Raw genomic sequence first — 19,303 nt, 5'->3', positions numbered from 1 at the left:
AAAAATAGCTGTTATATATATTTCTAGATAAGTCACTTGCAAAGCTTAACCTGTTTTACTCGGATCGTATTCTATGAGACCTTCTAATACTTCGTCAATCTGATTCATTATTGCAGGTTCCAGTTTGACACCAGAAGCTAATGCATTCTCTCTTACCTGTTCTGGGCTTGAAGCACCTATAATAGCGGAAGAGACTTGTTGGTTTTGTAGTACCCACGCCAATGAAAGTTGAGCAAGCGAAAGATCAATCTCTTGTGCAATGGGTTTGAGCTTCTGTATAGCAGAGAGCACATTGTCATCCATCCAACGTTGTGCGAGTTTATCAAAAAATGGTTTGCCTGCAGCAGAATTGGCACGGGATTGAGTTGGCACTGGTTTTTGTGGTAGATATTTCCCGGTAAGTACTCCTTGTGCTAGAGGCGACCATACTACTTGCCCAAGTCCCTCCCGTTGACAGGTTGGGATCACATCCGTTTCGATAACTCTCCACAGCATAGAATACTGGGGTTGGCTAGCGATGAACGGAATATTTAATTGTCGTGCAAGTGCTGCACCACGAGTGATTTGTTCTGCTGTCCATTCACTTACGCCGATGTATAGCACCTTTCCTTGTCTTACAAGGTCTGCGAAAGCTAACATCGTTTCTTCAAGAGGAGTCGTTGGGTCAAATCTGTGTGCATAATAGACATCAATATAATCGGTCTGTAACCGACGCAAAGAGGCATGACAGTTTTCTAGAATATGTTTTCGTGATAATCCCTTATCGTTTTGCCCCTTCCCAGTCGGATGGCACACTTTTGTACATAGTTCAATGCTCTCACGTCGTATACCTTGTAAAGATCGACCAAGTATTTCTTCAGCTTTCGTGTCAGAATAAACATCAGCCGTATCGAATGTTGTGATACCGACATCCAGTGCTGCATGAACACATGCATTTGCAGTATCCTCATCTACTTTACCACCATGATTTATCCAGTTTCCATAGGCAATCTTGCTAACTGATAAACCACTATTGCCAAGTTTACTAAACTCCATTGTAGATCCTCCCTTTATACGTGATATCTTTATTATAAGGATCCTGTTTTCATATGAATAATATATTATTCGTAATGAATTAATATAAAAAAATATATAAGGATACAGTATGATGACGGCTATCATGTGCACTATTTATACGTTCTCTCTAAGAGGCTGAAGGAGACCGTTTAAATAATATAAACGGTCTCCTCCATTTTATAAGCTCAGTAGTATTTACTGTTGGTTATTTAGCCTCAATATCGATTGTATTTACTGCAACTTTAGGCTCTACCAGCATAATATGGCATTCCTTTTCTGCAAAAGGCATGTGTTCAGCTCCTCCAGGCACAATAAACATCTCCCCTTTGGATATTTTCACCTGGCCATCGCGAAAAGCAATGAACATCTCTCCTTCGAGCACAATAAATACTTTATCGGCACCTTGATGCTCATGCCAAATAAAGTCACCAGCAATCTTAACCACTTTGAATTGAAAATCGTGTATTTCACCAATGACTTTCGGTGACCAAAGCTCCTTTAATTCAGATTGTTCCTCATTTATATTGATAACTTGATCTTGCATATTCATCTCTCCTTATTTACTTTTTGGAAAAGGTGCTTCCTATTATTCGTTCTTTTGCAAGGCTTCTGTTATATTTTGCAAAGCGTATTCGATAGCTAATGGACCTCCCGTAATAGCGGAAGTATCCATCAAATGAATATTTCCTTTTTTTACGGCATTCATATTATTCCAGACATTGCTTTGATTTAACTCGCTCATTAAAGTTTCCTTTTTTGTAATGTCACCGATAAGGAAAATATGGTCTGCTTGAATAGTTGAGATTCCTTCAAATGCAGCGAATTGATTATTATTCCCCTTAAATGTATCATCTGGTGTTAGACCCAAGCCCCTTTCTTTATCAAAAGTAAGTGTATAAACAGGGTTCTCTTCACCAAGAACATTAAAAGTTTTTCCATCCCAAGACAAAATAAGGGCAACAGACTCTCCTTGAATGGACTTTAATGCTTCACGTCCTGTTGAGATATCTTTCATCATTTTATCAATTACTTTTTCCGCCTCATCGTCTTTTCCGATAATCTGGGCTACTGTACGAAGTCCATATTGCCAGTCTTCGTAGATGTCCTGAGATTTCAACGTAATGACTGGGGCGATTTTTTCTAGTGATTCATACAACTTTTCGTGATGTTCTGTTGCTAAAATGTAATCAGGGCCAATCGATAGGGTTTTTTCAATACTAGGAGACAATTTATCACCTAATTCTTCTGTTGAATCTAGCTTCCCTTTTAAATAAGACAAAGAAGATAGATAGTCTTTATCAGTAGAAGCTGCAGGAGGTTCACCTAATGCAACTAAAATTTCAGGGTAAAAATACCATAAAGAAGCCACTTTTTCTGGTTTTTTCTCGATCACAAATTCTTTCCCTAAGGCATCCTTAATGGTTCTCGGCCAATCTGTTGCTTCTATAATAACTGCTGATGAAGATGTGTCTTCTGTAGTTAACGCCTTATTTTCAGCAGGCGATTTATTACAACCTCCCAATATAACTGCTAGTACTAGCATTGAAAATAACAGTCCTTTAATCTTTTGCATCCGAAATTCCTCCAACATATGATCTCTGATATATCCTTAGTATAGTAAAGTCATATTTGACAGAGAATGGATGCTTATTGAACTTAGCATGGATTATTGATGAACTTCTCTCGATATTCAGTAGGAGAGATACCAACTTGCTTCTTGAATACTCTACTAAAATAAAAAGGGTCAGCAATTCCAACCGTTTCCGCAATTTGTTGTACAGGCACATTACTTGTAAACAGTATTTTTTGCGCCCTGTTTATTCGATAGTTTAATAAATATTCTGCTGGTCCCATCCCTGCATGTTTTCGAAATATATAAGATAGTCGATTTCGATTAACGTTATATTGTTCGGCAAGCGAGTTAATGGAAAGGCTTTGATAATAGTTTTCATGAATATAAGTAGTTACCTGTTCGAATAGAGTGTGTGATTCACAGCTATTTTGCCTATTAACAACACATAATAAGGCTTCATTGAGTACATCGCGAAATAGCATTTCTGTCTGAAACTTCGAAATGCCTCCACGCTGATTATATACATGCCATAGACGCATAATTAATTCGATTAGACGAGGAGATTGTCCTATCGGTAATTCAAAATGCTGATGAGAAAAGCTTGTCTCTGCTAATTCTGTGTTCCATATCCTATACAGGACAAGAATATATTCCCAATTTTTATCTCCAAAATTTTTTTGATTTAGTTTCATTTTTGCACCCCCATGCACCACTTTTCCTGGCGAAAAGATATAAGGCGTGCCATTAAATTGAAATTCTATTTTTCCTGTAAGGGGAAAAACAAATCCAGGAAAAGAATCTGTATGGTCAGCGTGAGGCACACCTGTATTTCTAGCATATCGATATATTCCCTCTACTTGAAAAGGCGTGTGTGCTAAATGCTCTGCTAGCTGATTTACGTCGATATTCATCTTGTATACCTCATTTCAATAATAGTTTGCTTGTAATACCAGGATTTGTCCTACGGTAAATAGCACATATCTTTCAATAAGTTACTGCTTCAGCCAAAAGACATTAAAGTGTAGGATCGATTTTCAAGGTGTGGTCCTCGGTCGTAGGATAGACCTATAGTTTTCATCTATTTATACCAAAAATGTGAAAAGGTAGGGATGACGGCTCTCGCCTATCCCTACCTTATCGATAACGATTATCATTGTCAATTAAAATTAGAGCCTCTTAATCTACGCGTGAAAAGCTGGATACTGACCCCTTTTGAAAGATTCTCTGAAAGGTCCGTCAACCACACTCATTTTATATTTTTCACTTCTCTATCTTTTGGCCTCTTAATTCCTTGCAAATCATCTCTATTTCTTGTGAAAAGGATTTTACTTGGAAGGCTTCTGAAAACCTTTGATTCTCAGATACAGTTACTACTTGTAGCAGTTTATCTTCATATGTTTGTACAAAATGATCAAGCGTTGGACTCTTTGACTTCAGGGCCTTAGCAATCCCTTGAATGATTTTTACACGATAGTAGTCCTCTTTTGGCATTCTCGGAATATCCCATTCACCGTCGTGATTTTTAAAAATTTTTCTAATAGGAACTGCCGAAAAATCAAAATATCTTCCTTCTTGATTTGGCTTAGAAAATGGATCAATTAATAAGGATGCATAACGAATATAGAGAAGGTATTCTTGATGAATGGACTCAAGTTTATTAAAATTCTCTATGTCTTGTCTGGCTATACTTGCTGGCAGCAATGGATAATTATCATCTACCATAAACTTCAATAGATTTAGAGATTGAATATCGAATTGACTGACGATTGCCATCATTTCTTTCCAATAATTTAATAATTGATGAATCATTGTATAAGTAATGGGACCCTCCGGATAGAGTTTATACACATACTTTGTCATTGTCTTTTCATTAAAAATCGCTTGTAATGAAAAATCATTCATAAATAAAGGAGGATGCACGTACAAAGATATATTTCTTGTTTCTGCCTCAAGAGGAGATGCTACCTTTTTCAGACTAATCCCCAGATGATGAAATAGTTCAGTTAAAATTTCTAGTCTATCTGATTTCGAGTAAGTTGAACCAATATATACTTTTTTCTTCACACCTGTTGTGAATACCTCATTTGATGGAATTCCACCTATCCATCTCGTATCTCCATAATAGGTTGAAAAACTAATTACCTCTGCCTGAGGAGCTATATTCTTTAAGAAATTAGTTATTAAATGACTAGAACCAAATGTAGGGGAAACTAATATAAAACATCTAGCCTCCTTTAGCACTTTGGTATCGATTTGTGCGAGTACAGATAGATATGCATCTGTGGTAACACTAAGTATAACCGTATCCCAATTTCCACAAATTGTATCATAACCCTTAAAAAATGTATCAATTGTACATTCTCCCGCTACAGGCTGATGTTGTGTATTTTGTATAGATACCTTAAGTGCCAGGTGATGCTGAATGATAGCTTCGAAGAATAGATTGGAGCGTAAAGATTCTCGACCAGCAATAGCTACCTTACTGTTTAAAATTTTTTTGAAATTCACAGCTAATTGAATTACTGTTGGCCCTGTTCCTAGCAATAAAACATTGTTAAAATAAGCCATATTCCTCTCCTCATCTATAGTACTTTTTGATATAAAATAACATCAAATACACGTTGAGGGTGCATAACTTCTTCTATTATATGCCATTTGGTTTCGTCTACCCTCTGCATGGGATAATTAAAAAGAGACTTTAATCCATTTCCATAACGCATCGCAATCAGCACATCTTTATTTGTGACATCATATAGTTGATCTAATATGTCATATTTACAGCTAACAGTGGAACTAAATATGATATGGCTAATTTGATTAATCACTGCAAGTTCCCCTACTGTCTTCTTTTCTATTTCAATGGATAAATGACTTCCTAAATTATTGACTACATGTTTTCCCAATTGAATCGCTTCATTATCAATATCAATCCCAAAAACGTCTGCGCCTGTTCGTTCCGCAATTCTTAATAAGGTTATAGGAAAAGGGCCAGATCCCACCAACAGCACCTTCGATTGACTGGTAATTTGAAAACCTCCAAATTCCTTTTCAATGCAATCTTCTATATTTCGAAAATAATCAGTGATCTCCTCTTTTTCACAGGTTACTAGTTGAGCTCGATATTTTTCCATGATTTGCACACAAACAGAAGCGTTATTTATTAGATTCTCAACTAATGATACAATTTCGCTTGTTTGCTCTAAATTATCCCATAGTTTTTCATTGTCACGATTTATTATAAAAGATGAATAATTATCGATTATTCCACATAACTCTGAATAATCAACTAGTAGGTGATCATTGTGTTGATGGATAAATAACTTAAATTTTTTATCAAAGTAAAGTAATTTCTCAAAAAAATCATCTATATCCTTCACTTGCCTCACTCCTATGTTTAAGGATTAAAGTTCAATATATGCCAAACCTTTTCATACTATTTCATCACTTCCTTGGTTATGTAAATTATTAAAAATCTCTACGGAGCGAAGAATCTTGTAAAATAATTTATTTATCTACAAGATACGATCGTTATCTCGTTTCTTTACGCACCTTTTCTTTTCATACCAATGCTTTCAGAAGATTTTCTACGGTAGAATATCTAACACCTAAATAGGCAACTTAGTAAACCACTATGAACAAAATGTTCAAAATGAATGATTTACTCATATTATTTTTATTTCACAATACTTTCATTATATTGACCCTGCCAACTGAACAATCTATGATAATCCCTGTTAATGATTATCATTTTCATTTAAAGTAACGGAAAAGGAAGGTTAGAAGAATGCTAAGTTTTACTAAATTAAAGAATTTGAGTGGGCTATCGCTAATCCTGTTATTAGCAATAATGATGGTGTTAACTGGATGCAATGCTCCTCAAAATCATACAGACACAGAGAAAAAGGAACAAACTACTGGAGAAGCAAAAGAATCTAAAAGTAAAACAATTAAACATGAAATGGGAGAAACCGTACTTAAAAATACCCCTAAAAAGATTGTTACCTTAGAGTTATCTTTTGTTGATTCCCTAAATACATTAGATGTCAATCCGATAGGTATTGCCGATGACAATAAAAAAGATATGATCACAAAACTAGTCGGCCATGACATAGACTATACATCTGTAGGAACTCGTGAACAGCCTAGCTTAGAGGTTATTAGCTCTTTACAACCGGATTTAATCATTGCAGATGCTGAGCGACACAGTGCTATTTATAAAGATTTACAGCAAATTGCTCCTACAATTGTTTTAAAGAGTCGCGAATCGACATATCAGGATAACTTAGACTCTTTTAAAATAATTGCCGAAGCATTAGATCAAAAAGAGGCTGCTGAAAAGAGATTAGGTGAACATAAAGAAATCATAAATGAAATTAATTCGAAACTGAGTCTTGATACAAATCTAACTGTTTTACCTGCAGTTGTACGAGACACATCATTTCAAGCGCATACTACTTCTTCTTATGATGGAGAATTACTTGAACAATTAGGTCTGAAGGTGGCAATTCAGGACGAACAACCTTATGTTGAAATGAGTTTGGAACAACTTGTGGAAATCAATCCAGATGTACTACTTTTAGCGAATAATGAAGGTAAGCTACTTACTGATGAGTGGAAGGAAAATCCTCTTTGGAAAGACTTAAAGGCAGTAAAAAATGACCAGATTTATAGTGTTGATAGAGATTTATGGACAAGATTCCGAGGAATTATTTCGGCAGAAGCTATTGCTAAAGACACGTTAGCAAAATTGAATGAAAAATAAAGCAAACAAAAGAGAAGTAAGTAAGATACCCTACTTACTTCTTTTTCTAGTAGATCTTATATTTTGTAAGAAAGTGTGTTGTAGTTAATGGAATCTATAGTTAAAGCTAAAGTAAAAATATATAGTACAGCAATAACTGCAATCGTTTTATTGATGTTAGGAATTATCATTAGTGTTTCTGTAGGAATAGCAGATATTGATCTAGTAATGATATTGAAATCTTTTTTCGAGATAAATCCATCAAAGGAACAGTTAATTATACAAACCCTTCGATTGCCTCGAGCTATCATCGGAGCATTAGTCGGTGCAAATTTAGCCGTAGCCGGTGCTCTTATGCAGGCCATTACTCGAAACTCATTAGCCTCCCCTCAAGTATTTGGTGTGAATGCGGGGGCTTCATTCTTTATTGTCACTGCTTTTGCTCTCTTTCCTTCCCTCTCTTCCCCATCTCTCGTTTTCTCTGCATTTATCGGGGCAGCAGTTGGAGGAATAACAGTCTATTCCTTTGCATCTGGAGGAGGAATGACACATGTAAAACTAGCGTTAGCTGGAATTGCCGTACACTTCCTTTTATCCTCTTTAACACAAGGAATCATTATTTTTAGTGAGCAAGCAAAGGATGTTCTGTATTGGCTAGTAGGATCAATTAACGGAAAATCATGGACACATGTTATGATCATTCTTCCCTGGTCTATTTCAGGACTATTCATTGCCTTATTACTTTCAAGGTCTATTTCGATTCTTGTCCTAGGAGAAAGTACTGCTCAAGGGCTTGGGCAACAAGTAAATCGTATCCGTATGCTAGCTGGAATCCTAGTCATTATTTTGGCTGGCTCTTCTGTAGCGGTCGCAGGTCCGATAGGCTTTGTTGGATTAATTATTCCTCATATTGTTAGAAGATTAGTGGGAGGAGATTATAAAAGAATCATTCCATTCTCTGCACTATATGGAGCTTTACTTTTAGTTTACGCAGATATTCTCGCTCGATTTATCGCTTATCCTTTTGAATCGCCTGTTGGTATTGTGACAGCTATTATCGGGGCACCATTCTTCCTTTATTTAGCAAAGAGAGGAAGGAATATTAAGCAATGAAAAATAAACAAAAATTTATGCTACAACGCAATGTTCATCCTAATTTTATTCTTCTAGTGCTATTAATAATCATCCTCATTTTATCTATTATAAGTCTAGGCTTAGGAGCCATTTACATTACACCGTCAGAAATCATTCAAAATTTAATTGGAGAAGGAACATCAAGTCAAAAATTTATATTAAGCAATTATCGGATTCCTCGTATTATAATCGCTATCATCGTAGGATCTGGATTAGCAACCGCTGGAGCGATTTTGCAAGGAATCCTCCGTAACCCATTGGCATCTCCTGATGTAATCGGCGTTACGAAAGGAGCCGGATTAGCAGCCGTTATCATTATCGTTCTATTTCCAGCGTCACCCATTATTTTTCTTCCCCTTGCAGCTTTTATAGGAGCAGCTATCATTGCTGTCATTCTAATGCTGTTTGTTTATAAAAAAGGGGCTCAACCAAATACACTCGCTTTAGTAGGAATAGCTCTAGGTGCAATATGTCAAGCAGGGATAGAGTATTTTATGATTAAGTTTCCAGATGATGTAAGTGCGACTCTTTTATGGTTGACGGGCAGTCTATGGGCAAGAGGATGGGATCAAGTATATATCCTGCTTCCATGCCTCATTCTTATCCCCCTACTAATTGGATTAACTTCTAAATTAGATATTCTAAGCCTTGGTGATGATATAGCTACTGGTCTCGGTGAACGCTCAAAATTCCTGCGCTATATTTTACTAGGTGTTTCAGTTGTGTTAACTGGCGTATGTGTAGCGACAGTAGGTTCTATTGGATTTATCGGTTTAATCGCTCCTCATATTGCCAGAAGAATTGTAGGATCTAAATTTAAAGTGCTACTTCCTGCTTCCGCTCTCTTTGGTGCTATTCTTCTATTAGTTGCTGATAGCCTGGGTAGAGGTCTCTTCCCTCCAATAGAAATACCTGCTGGAATTATTACAGCAGTGATTGGTGCACCCTATTTTTTATATTTATTACGTTCTGAACGAAAAAAGGCATAAGAAGGTGAGCATTTATGACAACATTATCAGCAGAGCATCTTTCTCTCTCCTATGGATCATCTCAAATCCTTGATAATATAAATTTAGTCGTTCCTGAAGGTAAGATTAGTGTTATTATTGGGGCTAATGGCTGTGGAAAATCTACTATTTTGCGTTCCTTAGCTAGATTATTAACACCTCAAGAAGGAATGGTTTATTTAGATGGTAAGGCGATTCAGCAGCAGTCGTCCAAAGAAGTTGCTAAGAAATTGGCTATTTTACCTCAAGGTCCAGAAGCTCCAGAAGATATAACGGTTAAAGACCTATGTTATTATGGTAGACATCCACATAAAGGTCTATTGTCTAGACAAACGCTGGAAGATGATGCGATTGTAAACCGCGCATTATTAGCAACCAAAATGACTGATTTTGTGGATCGTACATTGGATGAGCTATCTGGGGGACAAAGGCAAAGGGCATGGATTTCAATGGCTTTAGCACAAGACACAGATCTACTATTATTAGATGAGCCAACAACCTATTTAGATTTGGCGCATCAAATTGAGATACTAGAATTACTACGTGATTTAAATATTACTCACGGACGAACAATTGTCATGGTTTTACATGATCTAAATCAAGCAGCACAATATGCGGATCATCTCATTAGCATTGTTAAGGGGAAAATTTATCAAGAAGGATCGCCTGAAAAAGTATTTACCAAGAGCATGATTAAGGATGTATTTGGATTAGATTGCTGTATTATTGAAAATCCAGTAGATCAAACACCACTTTGCATTCCTATCGGCTTATCATTAAGATAAAAAACACAAGGGACCACTACTGTTAAGTTGGAGTGGTCCCTTCATATTGTTGAAAAACAAAACCATCAATAGAATTTTTGTGAAAGGTGAAAATGGTTTCCGTTGTAGGCTACTTGCTTTCCTGTGGGCGAGCGCCGAGCCGCTTCCTCCGCTTAGGGGCTCGCCTGTCTCGCGATCCCACGGGAGTCAAGTAGCCTTCCACTCCAACCCACAAAAGTGTTACCTTTTTAGCAAAAGTTTTCAAATAAAGGGAAGGTCTTCACTACTCATTTTATGGAAGGGTGTTGTCATTCATCTCTTCTCTACATTGAAAATAAGAGTTTATCCCCTCTAAGAATACAGTTAATGGGCGATTTGATCGCTATGCTACTATGAAAAAAAGTAAAGTCACTTTGCAGAATGCTTGATTGGAGTGGAGCGAGCGTGAGTGAAGCGGCACATCGAACGCCCTCTGGAAAGGACGCTGGCGGAACGGAAATCAACCCCTCACCTTGCAAAGTTTCTTTTCTGCCGTTGACATCATCTTTTTGCAACAACATGGGACCACTACATTAAAATTGTAGTGGTCCTTTTTTGTATTCCACACTTCGATGCTCGTCGAAATGTTTATATTTTACAATGGGTTCTGACAGTGAAAACATTTTGCGGGAGGAACTAAAATAATGAAACAAATGCCAAATACAAAAATGATAAATCCTAAAATATTATATTATGGATTTCCTGTAATTTTACTGAGTACATTAAATGAGGATGGAACTGTGAATATTAGCCCTTTATCTTCTTCTTGGGCATTAGGAGACTGTATTGTCTTAGGTATTGGCCTCGGTGGAAAAGCAATTGAAAATTTAGAGCGACATCCTGAATGTGTCCTGAATATTCCTGATCCCTCACTATGGGAGAACGTGGAACAGTTAGCTCCTTACACAGGAAAAAATCCAGTCCCAGATTTTAAGAAACAGATTGGCTTTACATATAGAAAAGAGAAATTTGATATTAGTGGCTTAACACCAATTGGGTCTACAACGGTTATTCCTACTCGAATTATGGAGTGTCCAATTCAAATCGAAGCTCAGGTAAAACATATTCGTATCCCTGATTATGCGCCTAGTTTTGCAATCGTCGAAACACAAACGATACATGTACATGCCCATGAAGATATAATTATAGAAGAAAATCATATTGATCCAAATAAATGGAGTCCCCTAATTTATAATTTTCGTCATTATTTTGGTCTGGGTAGCAAGCTTGGTAACAACTTCCGGTCAGAGATCTAGACATAGATAGTTATATTTATAAATACATCAAAAAGTTAAAAAAAGACCAGGTTCTCATTTGAGCGCCTGGTTATTTGTTTCGAGACTAGCATATAATTGGGGGCAAAATAATATACTTGCTGCTCTTACACACAAAATACTTCACTACTAAGCAATTTAGAAATGAAAAATTTTTCTCAGTACATTCACTTTTCCTCTTTCATAAATTCCCTAAAGTTTTCAACGATTTCTTTTGCTTTAGTACGATATAAATAATGATCCCCTTCAAATGTCATCACTTTTCCATGTACAGAATCTTCTATTTGTTTTTTATGCTCTGGTATCCACCTATCCGTTACTGGATAATTCGCTTGTATAAAGAAAATAACCGGAATATTTTTAGGAAATAATAAATTTTCAGCTGCTTTAAAATTTGCATACATCGTTTCAGCTTCATTTAATTGGCTGGTATTATACATGTTTTTATGCTTAAGAATTTTCATTTGTTCTTTTGTTTTTTCCTCATATGGTAGTACGGCATATGGGTCATCACTTAGCTTCACTTGCAATCTAGCTAAACCTGATTTTTTAAGTAGTTTTAAAGTAGTTATTATTGAAGACTCAATCTTTTTCTCGCTTATCGTTGGAACACTACTATCGAGCCCGACAAATGCACTCACTTCGTTTGGATATTTGTTCACATAATCCAATCCATAAAGGCCTGAAATGGAGTGGCCCATTAGAATATAACGCTCAATATGAAGTCGCTGTAAAGCTTCATGTATTTCACTGACAATATTCTCTGTGCTTCGTTCTTTTTCAGTTAGATCACTTAATCCATATCCAAAAGGCTCAATAACAACAACCTTGTAAAAAGGGGATAATTCATCTACTAATAATTTAAAATCAAGTGCTGGTGCCGCTGTTCCATAACCAGGTAAGAGGACGACGGTTTCTTCGCCTTCTCCCTGAATGAAGACATTCATTTTTTTCCCATCTACGGTTACAGACTGACCATAAGTTTCTAGTTTTCCTTGCTCCATCTTGCTGCAGACAATATTAACAAGAAAGACAATTGCTAAAAAAAGTAGTATGGCTATAACTAAACCCACTATTATTTTACTTATAATGGTGATCGTTTTTTTCATTATATTGGCACGAGGGTGTAGAACGGCAAGCGATAGCCGTTTTCTCCTTTGTTCTCGTACCACACCTCCCTTTCGTTATCTCTTCTCCATATCAGTGTATCCTGGCTATTTTCGCAAACCGTTAAGGATAGCTTATACAATGAAGGTGTACTACCTATGACAACAATATGAACGGAGTATGAACAAAAAAATATTACGGCATGATCAATTACAGAAAGGAACCAATGATCCTTTTGTTATGGCATTGCTGAATTGACATAAAAAAAGGATCTTCAAATCGAAGACCCTTCAGACTGTAGACAAACTACTTTTGGAGAGTTCAGATGCTAAAAAATAGTTTATCTCTTGCTTTATAGCAAATTTATCCAACAACATTTATACGTCATGCTTTCTATGCTACAATTTTCTATACGTGAGGAAGGAAGGTGTCTTATGAAAATATCCGTTTATGTTGCAAGTGCATTTAGCAAGGATCATAAAGGCGGAAATAAAGCAGGAGTAGTATTTATTGAGAATACATTGACCACTACTCAAAAAATGGCAATAGCCAAACAACTGGGCTATGCGGAAACCGCATTTATATCAGAATCTGAAATAGCTGATTATAAATTTGAGTATTTTACACCAAAAGAGGAAGTTGATTTATGTGGTCATGCCACAATTGGCTCTTTCACGATACTGATGCATTTAAATAAACTTTTCAAGGATCGCTATACGATTGAAACAAACAGCGGTGTTCTTACTATTACGATAAAAGATGACATCATATTCATGGAACAAAACAAACCGAAATTTTATGATGTTGTATCTCCAAACAAGTTTATCGACTGTATTGACATTAAAGCTATAGACTATAAATACCCGATTCAAATTGTCTCCACGGGCTTAAAAGATATTTTAATTCCTATAACAAGTGAAACACAATTACATGCACTGCAACCTAATTTTGAAAACATTAAAGAAATCAGCAAGGATTATCATGTTGTCGGGATGCATCTATATACTTTTAATGACGATCGAATAATATGCAGAAATTTCGCTCCACTATACGATATCAATGAAGAAGCAGCGACTGGAACTTCAAACGGTGCATTAGCTTGCTACCTTTATGAACAGCACAACTTGCAAAAAGAAATCTATGTATTTGAACAAGGCTATTCTTTACACTCGCCTTCCGAAATATTAGTTAAATTAGCAACCAATAACCATAAAATAGAAAAAGTTTATGTTGGCGGCAAAGGCTATTACTGTGAAACTAAGTATTTAAATGTAGAAAATATGGAGTGAAAATAAAAAAACACCGAATAAAATCTCTCAACCTCAGACTGTAGACAAAGTATCTGATTATTCGATACTTTGTCTTTTTTTCTTGATAAAATAGAACTTTTATTTTTCTTTATGATAAATTAACGATTATTTGGAACAGCTAAAGAATTTCTGGTCTTCACTATTCGAAGATGAAAAAATGCACATGAAAATGGGTCTTACTTTTGCTTGTCTAAATATAAAAAACTTAGCAAACATCCCCAAATTAAGAGACCAAAAGGACTCTATTTTTTGCCTATTTCGGTGTTTTAATTCAAAAATAGATAAAAAAACAAACACATTTTTTAATTGAACAATGTGTTTGTCTTCATTCTGAAGGCTCTTCAAATCGAAGATCCTTTTGCTACTTCTTTACTGGATTTTTTGTATTTAGTTTTGACGTTTCTTAACAATCCATCTTTTTCTAGTAATGTTGGTAAACTTATACCGATAACGATCGTTACGATACCTGCTATTTGCAAAGTTGTAACCGTTTCGCTTAGTAGGATAACTGATACCATCACCGCTATTGGCAATTCAACAGCACTCAATATGGATGACATACCTAATCCAACTTTAGGAACTGCAATCGTGAATAAGAAAACTGGTATAATCATGCCGAATAACCCTAATGCCAATCCGTAAATCCAAAGTCCTTCGTTAAACAAAGTACCATTCCAAATAATTTCTGGAGACTGAAAAACCGCCGTAATCGTGAAAGCAAAGAAAGAAACCAATACTAAACGGTTAGAAGTTGTCATACTTGCAGTTGCCTTTCCGTTCACATATAAAAATAAGGAATAACAAAGAGCAGCCGCTAACCCCCATAACCACCCTTGAAAAGGTATTTGAGATAAATCTACGTCAATTATGCCAGCAGCTGGTATGGTTCCAGCTACCAATATAATTAAAGAGATGAATTCAATTTTGCTTGGGAATTGTCGTTTTGTGATACAAGATATCAACATGCCAATCCATGTAAATTGAAACAGTAGTACAACCGCCAAGGAAGCAGGCAAAAAGTTCAAAGAATGACCATATAAAATATTTGTTAACCCTGTTAAAACGCCTGCAAATACAAGGATTTTAACGCCTTTAAAGCTAAATTTCGATCTATTTGTAAGTAAGAAGATACATACTGCTATACAAAAGCCGATAAAAAACTGACTTGTAACGGCCTCGGAGACAGAAAAACCACTACGCATTGCCAGTTTTATAATAGTTGAAACGATACCAAAACTACTAGCTGCAATCACTACTAATAGGGGATAAAGATACATCTTGATTATTCACTTCCCTCTCAAAACTTGTATATAAATGAAATTTTGTTTATGATTTTGAGATGTCGAAAAAAATCATAATCTCCAATATATATCACTGATTGTTATTTTACAATCTTTTTTTTCGTTAATAATGAATTCCCCAGTAGAAGAAAGTCTAATTTTAAAAATGACAAAAAAGCCAAACCCAGATATATCAAGGGTTTGGCTTTTATCCACTATTTCATGAATAATCCAACCCTGTTGATCACAAAATAACAAAAAGTTACGATATTTCACAGGTAGATTTATATCTTTATACAGAGTTAAGATGGGTATTCATTTTTAACATTATGCTTATGAGTTTCTAAGAAATTCTTATATTGTCTTTGCCTTCTTTATTGAATTTATAACTAAAATGGTTTTACTTCTTTCAATTTATAAATACCAACGTTATATTACTAAACTTAAAGATTGCATGTATTAAAAATAGCTGTTGATTTCTAGAAAACTTTTGTATACAATATTTATAATTTGATACGCAAACTCACACAAATTTGTGAGTGGCGGAATTTTGTAGAGTTTTTTCTCTGTTTCATTCGCCCGTCGTCTATAAATAGACGACGGGATTTTTATTTTTTGGAGGGATTTTTTGAATAAATTAAAGTTTTCTTTAGTGGTTTTATTGGGTGCCTGTAGCTATGGGGTCCTATCATCCATACTTAAAATTGGATTTTTAGATGGATTTTCTTTTCCTGAACTTTTAGGTGGACAATATATATTTGGCTGGTTTGGACTATTATTACTCGTTGTTACCTTTTCTCGTCATAAAGTATCCTTAAAAAATATATTATCATTGTTAGCAGTTGGGATAACAATGAGTTTAACTAGTATTTTTTATGGGCTTTCTGTAAAAGAACTACCTGCATCAATTGCAATTGTATTGTTATTTCAATTCACTTGGATGGGTGTCCTAATGGAAGCAATTGCCAATAAAACCTTGCCAAGCCGCGACAAAGTATTGTCCATTACCATCTTATTTGTAGGAACGGTATTTGCTGGGGGTGTATTTGATGGAACAGGACAAGAATTATCAACAAAAGGAATCATCTTTGGGTTACTAGCAGCTATAACTTTTTCCATGTATATATTTGCAAGTGGACGTGTATCTACTGATGTTCCAATTTACTCAAAAAGCTTTCTGATGACAACAAGTGCAACCCTTTTTGTTTGCTTAACTTTTCCCCCAACATACTTGATTGATGGTACACTGCAGGCTGGATTATGGAAATATGCTTTAATTTTAGGTTTCTTTGGTGTTGTTATACCAGTCATTTGTTTTTCAATTGGTGTACCAAAGGTTGGGACGGGTTTAGGTACAATTTTAGGAGCTGTCGAACTCCCTACAGCAGTTATTGCTTCAATTACACTTGTCCATGAAGTCGTATCGCCTTTACAATGGATTGGGATTCTTTGTATTTTATTTGGAGTTTTCTTCCCTCAAATATTCATAATACAAAAAGAGAAGAAACAAATTCGTTTTCATGAAAAAACTACACATTTTTAGGTAGGCTTCTAGAAATTGCTACAAACTAAATCGACTTTTGATGTTTTCAAAAAGAATTTTATATCGAAAAATTTAGTAATACAGTGTTTTTTATTAAATTTTATTTTTGATAGGACGAGTTATGTTGCTACTTAACAAGTACATGCACGTGCTATGAACTAGGAGTCATACTACAGATTCTAAATTCGTGCAAAAATTATTTAAATGGTTATTAGAACAAGGAGTAGCCTAATAAAGAGACATAAATTAATAATATCGAAACAAGGAATTCGACTCCTCCTGTCCTAGAAGACTACTAACATAATTTTTACAGTTAACTAAGAACATAGATAGTCAACAATTAAAAGATTTGCTTGAATAAAAAAGATTCTTTTGATACAGCTTTAAGGGTACAAAGCAGCATCAAAAGAATCTTAATTTCTCTTTAATAAAAATCGGCAATGCGTTTAGCGTGACTCTTTTGGTGGTTGGCATACATCACATTTTCGTTGATTTTTATTTTTAAATTTCGTAAATGTTTTTTCAAAGTTACTACCACATGCACATTTAAATAGTAACTTTTGAGAAAAACCATGATATTCCGTCGTTAACAACTTACTTTCTGAATTGTTCTCAACAAATTTCTGAATTTCACCAATCGTCCAACGTTTATTCATTCTCTTACACCTCCATATTTGATCGTTCTGCGGAGGCTTTTCTTGGCATCCGTTATAAAAAAGATCTTAAGCGCCTCATTATAACATGAGCTGGCTAACAATTAAACAGATGTTTTACAAACCTGTGAGTACTGTTACGATTCGAGCGAGCCTCCCAGCACTTGGCGTACCAAGGAACCTTGTAAGATTCAAAGCTTTTGAATCTGCTCTTTTATATCTACCTTACATAATCCTCCGTGGTAACAAATCACGGATTCAATGTCTAGGTCTACATATTTCTTTAAAGATTGTTGAGCAACCTCTATATCCAAAGTGGTTGGAGCATGAATTCCCCCCAGTGTTCCGTTTACGCTATACATTGAATCGCCAGCAACAAGCGTTTTACTTTGCTTCAAATATAAACTAATATGGCCAGGCCTATGTCCTGGCGTATGGATAACTCGTATCCCCCCACAATATGGTAATTCTTGACCGTCTTTCAAGGTCTCATCCACTTTCCCCATAGGTGGGTTCGCTATGTGCCCATCTTTCAAAAGTGGTAATTCCCCCTGAATATAGGGCTTATCTAATTCGTGCGCATAAACTTTTATATTACTTCCGCAATTTTGCAATATCTCAGGGAGACTGCCTATATGATCTATATCCTGATGTGTCAAAATCACAACTTTTAGTTGATCGAACGACACGCCTACCTTCTCCATTGCTATGCAAAAATCTTCCATTTGACCTGAGCATCCAGTGTCAATTAAAACAGCCATCTCCTGATCCCATATAAGAGTTGGATGAATAATGGCTCCATTAAAATCAAGCTCCAGAATCTCTACTCCCTTAGAAACTTTCATAATTTTCTTCCCCTTTATAAGTAGATTTTATCATTCAATAATATGTTAATTTTTTACATCACGAAGAATAGTCCTCTTGCGCCAAAGGAACTCTCTCAATGTTTCGAAATTGACTAGAATCGTTCCCACAATAATTATCAGAGTACCTATGCCTGTTAGCCACGAAATATATTCATGATAGAAGGTAACGCCTAATATAACGGCAATGACTGGTGATATATATAGCCATGTAGAAGGAAAAACAGGATTTGTCCGTGAAACAAGCCAATAATAAATACTATGACCAATCATTGAACCAAAAATAATTAAATAAAAAAGAGAGCCAATTGAAGTTGGGCTTAAAAGATAATGAAGCTGAATGTTCTCAGTAAAAAGTGACAAAATGATTAATAAAATCCCTCCATGCATCATTTGTGCTGCATTTAAAGCAATCGGGGATGTCGTTTCAAATTTTCGGATGACATGCTTCGTATAAATCGTTCCAGATGCGTAAAAAACTTCACCTAATAGAATGGCGAAACATCCAACCATCCAGAGGGGACTAATCTCAATTGAAAAACTAGGTAAGAGCAAGAACGTGACACCAATAACTCCGACGACACAACCAATGAATGATTTCCGATTTCCTTTTTGCTTCAAAAGGAATGTCTGAATAACGATGATCATCATCGGACCTGTAGCAGATAAAACAGCTGCGATTCCAGATGTCACATACTGTTCTGCCCAGTATAACGTGGCAAACGTCCCAAAGGTTAAACCCACTCCTGTAAAAAGCATCTCTTTCCGAAATAATAACCGGATTGTCGTTTTTTCTCTCCAAACCATAAAACTAAATAGTAGCAAACCAGCAATGAAAAAACGAAGGCCAGCTGATAAAAACGGAGGCACTCCTGCATCTACACCAATTTTAATTGCTAAAAATGTTGTCCCAAAAATCAAACACATAAAGAAATAATTAATCATTACCATATCAAACT

General features: G+C 35.6%; 18 protein-coding genes and 1 pseudogene. 8 read left to right on the top strand and 11 right to left on the bottom strand.

The window, feature by feature from the left end:
- Positions 1-45: 45 nt before the first annotated feature.
- The 6 genes from JTI58_RS16030 to JTI58_RS16005 all read right to left on the bottom strand — a co-directional run bounded on the left by JTI58_RS16030 (position 46) and on the right by JTI58_RS16005 (position 6,006).
- Positions 46-1,035 (bottom strand): aldo/keto reductase family protein, encoded by a 990-nt coding sequence (locus tag JTI58_RS16030; RefSeq protein WP_205442260.1) that lies wholly within the window; start codon positions 1,033-1,035, stop codon positions 46-48.
- Between the two features lie 226 nt (positions 1,036-1,261).
- A complete protein-coding gene (locus JTI58_RS16025) occupies positions 1,262-1,600 on the bottom strand; it encodes a cupin domain-containing protein (RefSeq protein WP_205442259.1) in 339 nt (112 codons plus the stop codon).
- A gap of 42 nt (positions 1,601-1,642) precedes the next feature.
- Complete coding sequence (locus tag JTI58_RS16020) at positions 1,643-2,629, bottom strand: ABC transporter substrate-binding protein (protein ID WP_205442257.1); 987 nt, start codon at positions 2,627-2,629, stop codon at positions 1,643-1,645.
- 83 nt (positions 2,630-2,712) lie between these two features.
- On the bottom strand, positions 2,713-3,540 hold the full coding sequence (locus JTI58_RS16015) for a helix-turn-helix transcriptional regulator (RefSeq protein ID WP_205442256.1): 828 nt from the start codon (positions 3,538-3,540) through the stop codon (positions 2,713-2,715).
- Positions 3,541-3,889: 349 nt separating this feature from the next.
- Entirely contained in the window at positions 3,890-5,197 is a 1,308-nt protein-coding gene (locus JTI58_RS16010; protein ID WP_205442254.1) for an opine metallophore biosynthesis dehydrogenase, read from the bottom strand.
- Positions 5,198-5,211: 14 nt separating this feature from the next.
- Positions 5,212-6,006: a nicotianamine synthase family protein gene (locus JTI58_RS16005; RefSeq protein ID WP_243456078.1), complete on the bottom strand. Its 795-nt coding sequence runs from the start codon at positions 6,004-6,006 to the stop codon at positions 5,212-5,214.
- A gap of 407 nt (positions 6,007-6,413) precedes the next feature.
- On the opposite strand from JTI58_RS16005, the gene JTI58_RS16000 reads away from it, so the two are divergent.
- From JTI58_RS16000 to JTI58_RS15980, 5 genes are all read left to right on the top strand, one after another.
- Positions 6,414-7,391: an ABC transporter substrate-binding protein gene (locus JTI58_RS16000; RefSeq protein ID WP_205442251.1), complete on the top strand. Its 978-nt coding sequence runs from the start codon at positions 6,414-6,416 to the stop codon at positions 7,389-7,391.
- 87 nt (positions 7,392-7,478) lie between these two features.
- The gene (locus tag JTI58_RS15995; protein WP_205442250.1) at positions 7,479-8,483 is read left to right on the top strand and encodes a FecCD family ABC transporter permease; all 1,005 of its coding nucleotides are present in this window, start codon (positions 7,479-7,481) and stop codon (positions 8,481-8,483) included.
- Positions 8,480-9,493, top strand: coding sequence for a FecCD family ABC transporter permease (locus JTI58_RS15990; protein ID WP_279381276.1), 1,014 nt, complete (start codon positions 8,480-8,482; stop codon positions 9,491-9,493). The genes JTI58_RS15995 and JTI58_RS15990 overlap by 4 nt, the downstream gene beginning before the upstream one ends.
- Positions 9,494-9,507: 14 nt before the next feature.
- Positions 9,508-10,296 carry an ABC transporter ATP-binding protein gene (locus JTI58_RS15985; protein ID WP_205442248.1) on the top strand — a complete coding sequence of 263 codons (789 nt, stop codon included), beginning with the start codon at positions 9,508-9,510 and terminating at the stop codon, positions 10,294-10,296.
- A gap of 662 nt (positions 10,297-10,958) precedes the next feature.
- Positions 10,959-11,570, top strand: coding sequence for a flavin reductase family protein (locus JTI58_RS15980; protein ID WP_205442247.1), 612 nt, complete (start codon positions 10,959-10,961; stop codon positions 11,568-11,570).
- 185 nt (positions 11,571-11,755) lie between these two features.
- On the opposite strand, the gene JTI58_RS15975 is transcribed toward JTI58_RS15980, so the two are convergent.
- Entirely contained in the window at positions 11,756-12,697 is a 942-nt protein-coding gene (locus JTI58_RS15975) for an alpha/beta fold hydrolase (protein ID WP_205447339.1), read from the bottom strand.
- Between the two features lie 432 nt (positions 12,698-13,129).
- Between JTI58_RS15975 and JTI58_RS15970 the strand changes: the two genes are divergently transcribed.
- Positions 13,130-13,984: a PhzF family phenazine biosynthesis protein gene (locus JTI58_RS15970; protein WP_205442246.1), complete on the top strand. Its 855-nt coding sequence runs from the start codon at positions 13,130-13,132 to the stop codon at positions 13,982-13,984.
- A 123-nt stretch (positions 13,985-14,107) separates the two neighbouring features.
- Positions 14,108-14,315 (top strand): annotated as a pseudogene (locus tag JTI58_RS25245) (IS5/IS1182 family transposase); the annotation flags it as partial.
- A gap of 31 nt (positions 14,316-14,346) precedes the next feature.
- On the opposite strand, the gene JTI58_RS15965 reads toward JTI58_RS25245, so the two are convergent.
- Positions 14,347-15,282, bottom strand: coding sequence for an EamA family transporter (locus tag JTI58_RS15965; protein WP_205442245.1), 936 nt, complete (start codon positions 15,280-15,282; stop codon positions 14,347-14,349).
- Positions 15,283-15,913: 631 nt separating this feature from the next.
- Here JTI58_RS15965 and JTI58_RS15960 point away from each other — a divergent pair.
- On the top strand, positions 15,914-16,828 hold the full coding sequence (locus tag JTI58_RS15960; protein ID WP_205442244.1) for an EamA family transporter: 915 nt from the start codon (positions 15,914-15,916) through the stop codon (positions 16,826-16,828).
- Between the two features lie 446 nt (positions 16,829-17,274).
- Here the strand turns inward: JTI58_RS15960 and JTI58_RS15955 are convergent, their stop codons facing one another.
- The 3 genes from JTI58_RS15955 to JTI58_RS15945 form a co-directional block, all read right to left on the bottom strand.
- On the bottom strand, positions 17,275-17,484 hold the full coding sequence (locus JTI58_RS15955; protein ID WP_205442243.1) for a hypothetical protein: 210 nt from the start codon (positions 17,482-17,484) through the stop codon (positions 17,275-17,277).
- A 188-nt stretch (positions 17,485-17,672) separates the two neighbouring features.
- On the bottom strand, positions 17,673-18,326 hold the full coding sequence (locus tag JTI58_RS15950) for an MBL fold metallo-hydrolase (RefSeq protein WP_205442242.1): 654 nt from the start codon (positions 18,324-18,326) through the stop codon (positions 17,673-17,675).
- Positions 18,327-18,371: 45 nt separating this feature from the next.
- Positions 18,372-19,295 carry a DMT family transporter gene (locus JTI58_RS15945; RefSeq protein ID WP_205442240.1) on the bottom strand — a complete coding sequence of 308 codons (924 nt, stop codon included), beginning with the start codon at positions 19,293-19,295 and terminating at the stop codon, positions 18,372-18,374.
- Between the last annotated feature and the right edge of the window lie 8 nt (positions 19,296-19,303).

This window comes from Lysinibacillus fusiformis (genome assembly GCF_016925635.1).
In the GTDB taxonomy this organism is placed as follows: domain Bacteria; phylum Bacillota; class Bacilli; order Bacillales_A; family Planococcaceae; genus Lysinibacillus; species Lysinibacillus fusiformis_F.
Note: the sequence above shows the minus strand (reverse complement) of the source record. Positions and strands in the feature narration are given on the sequence as shown.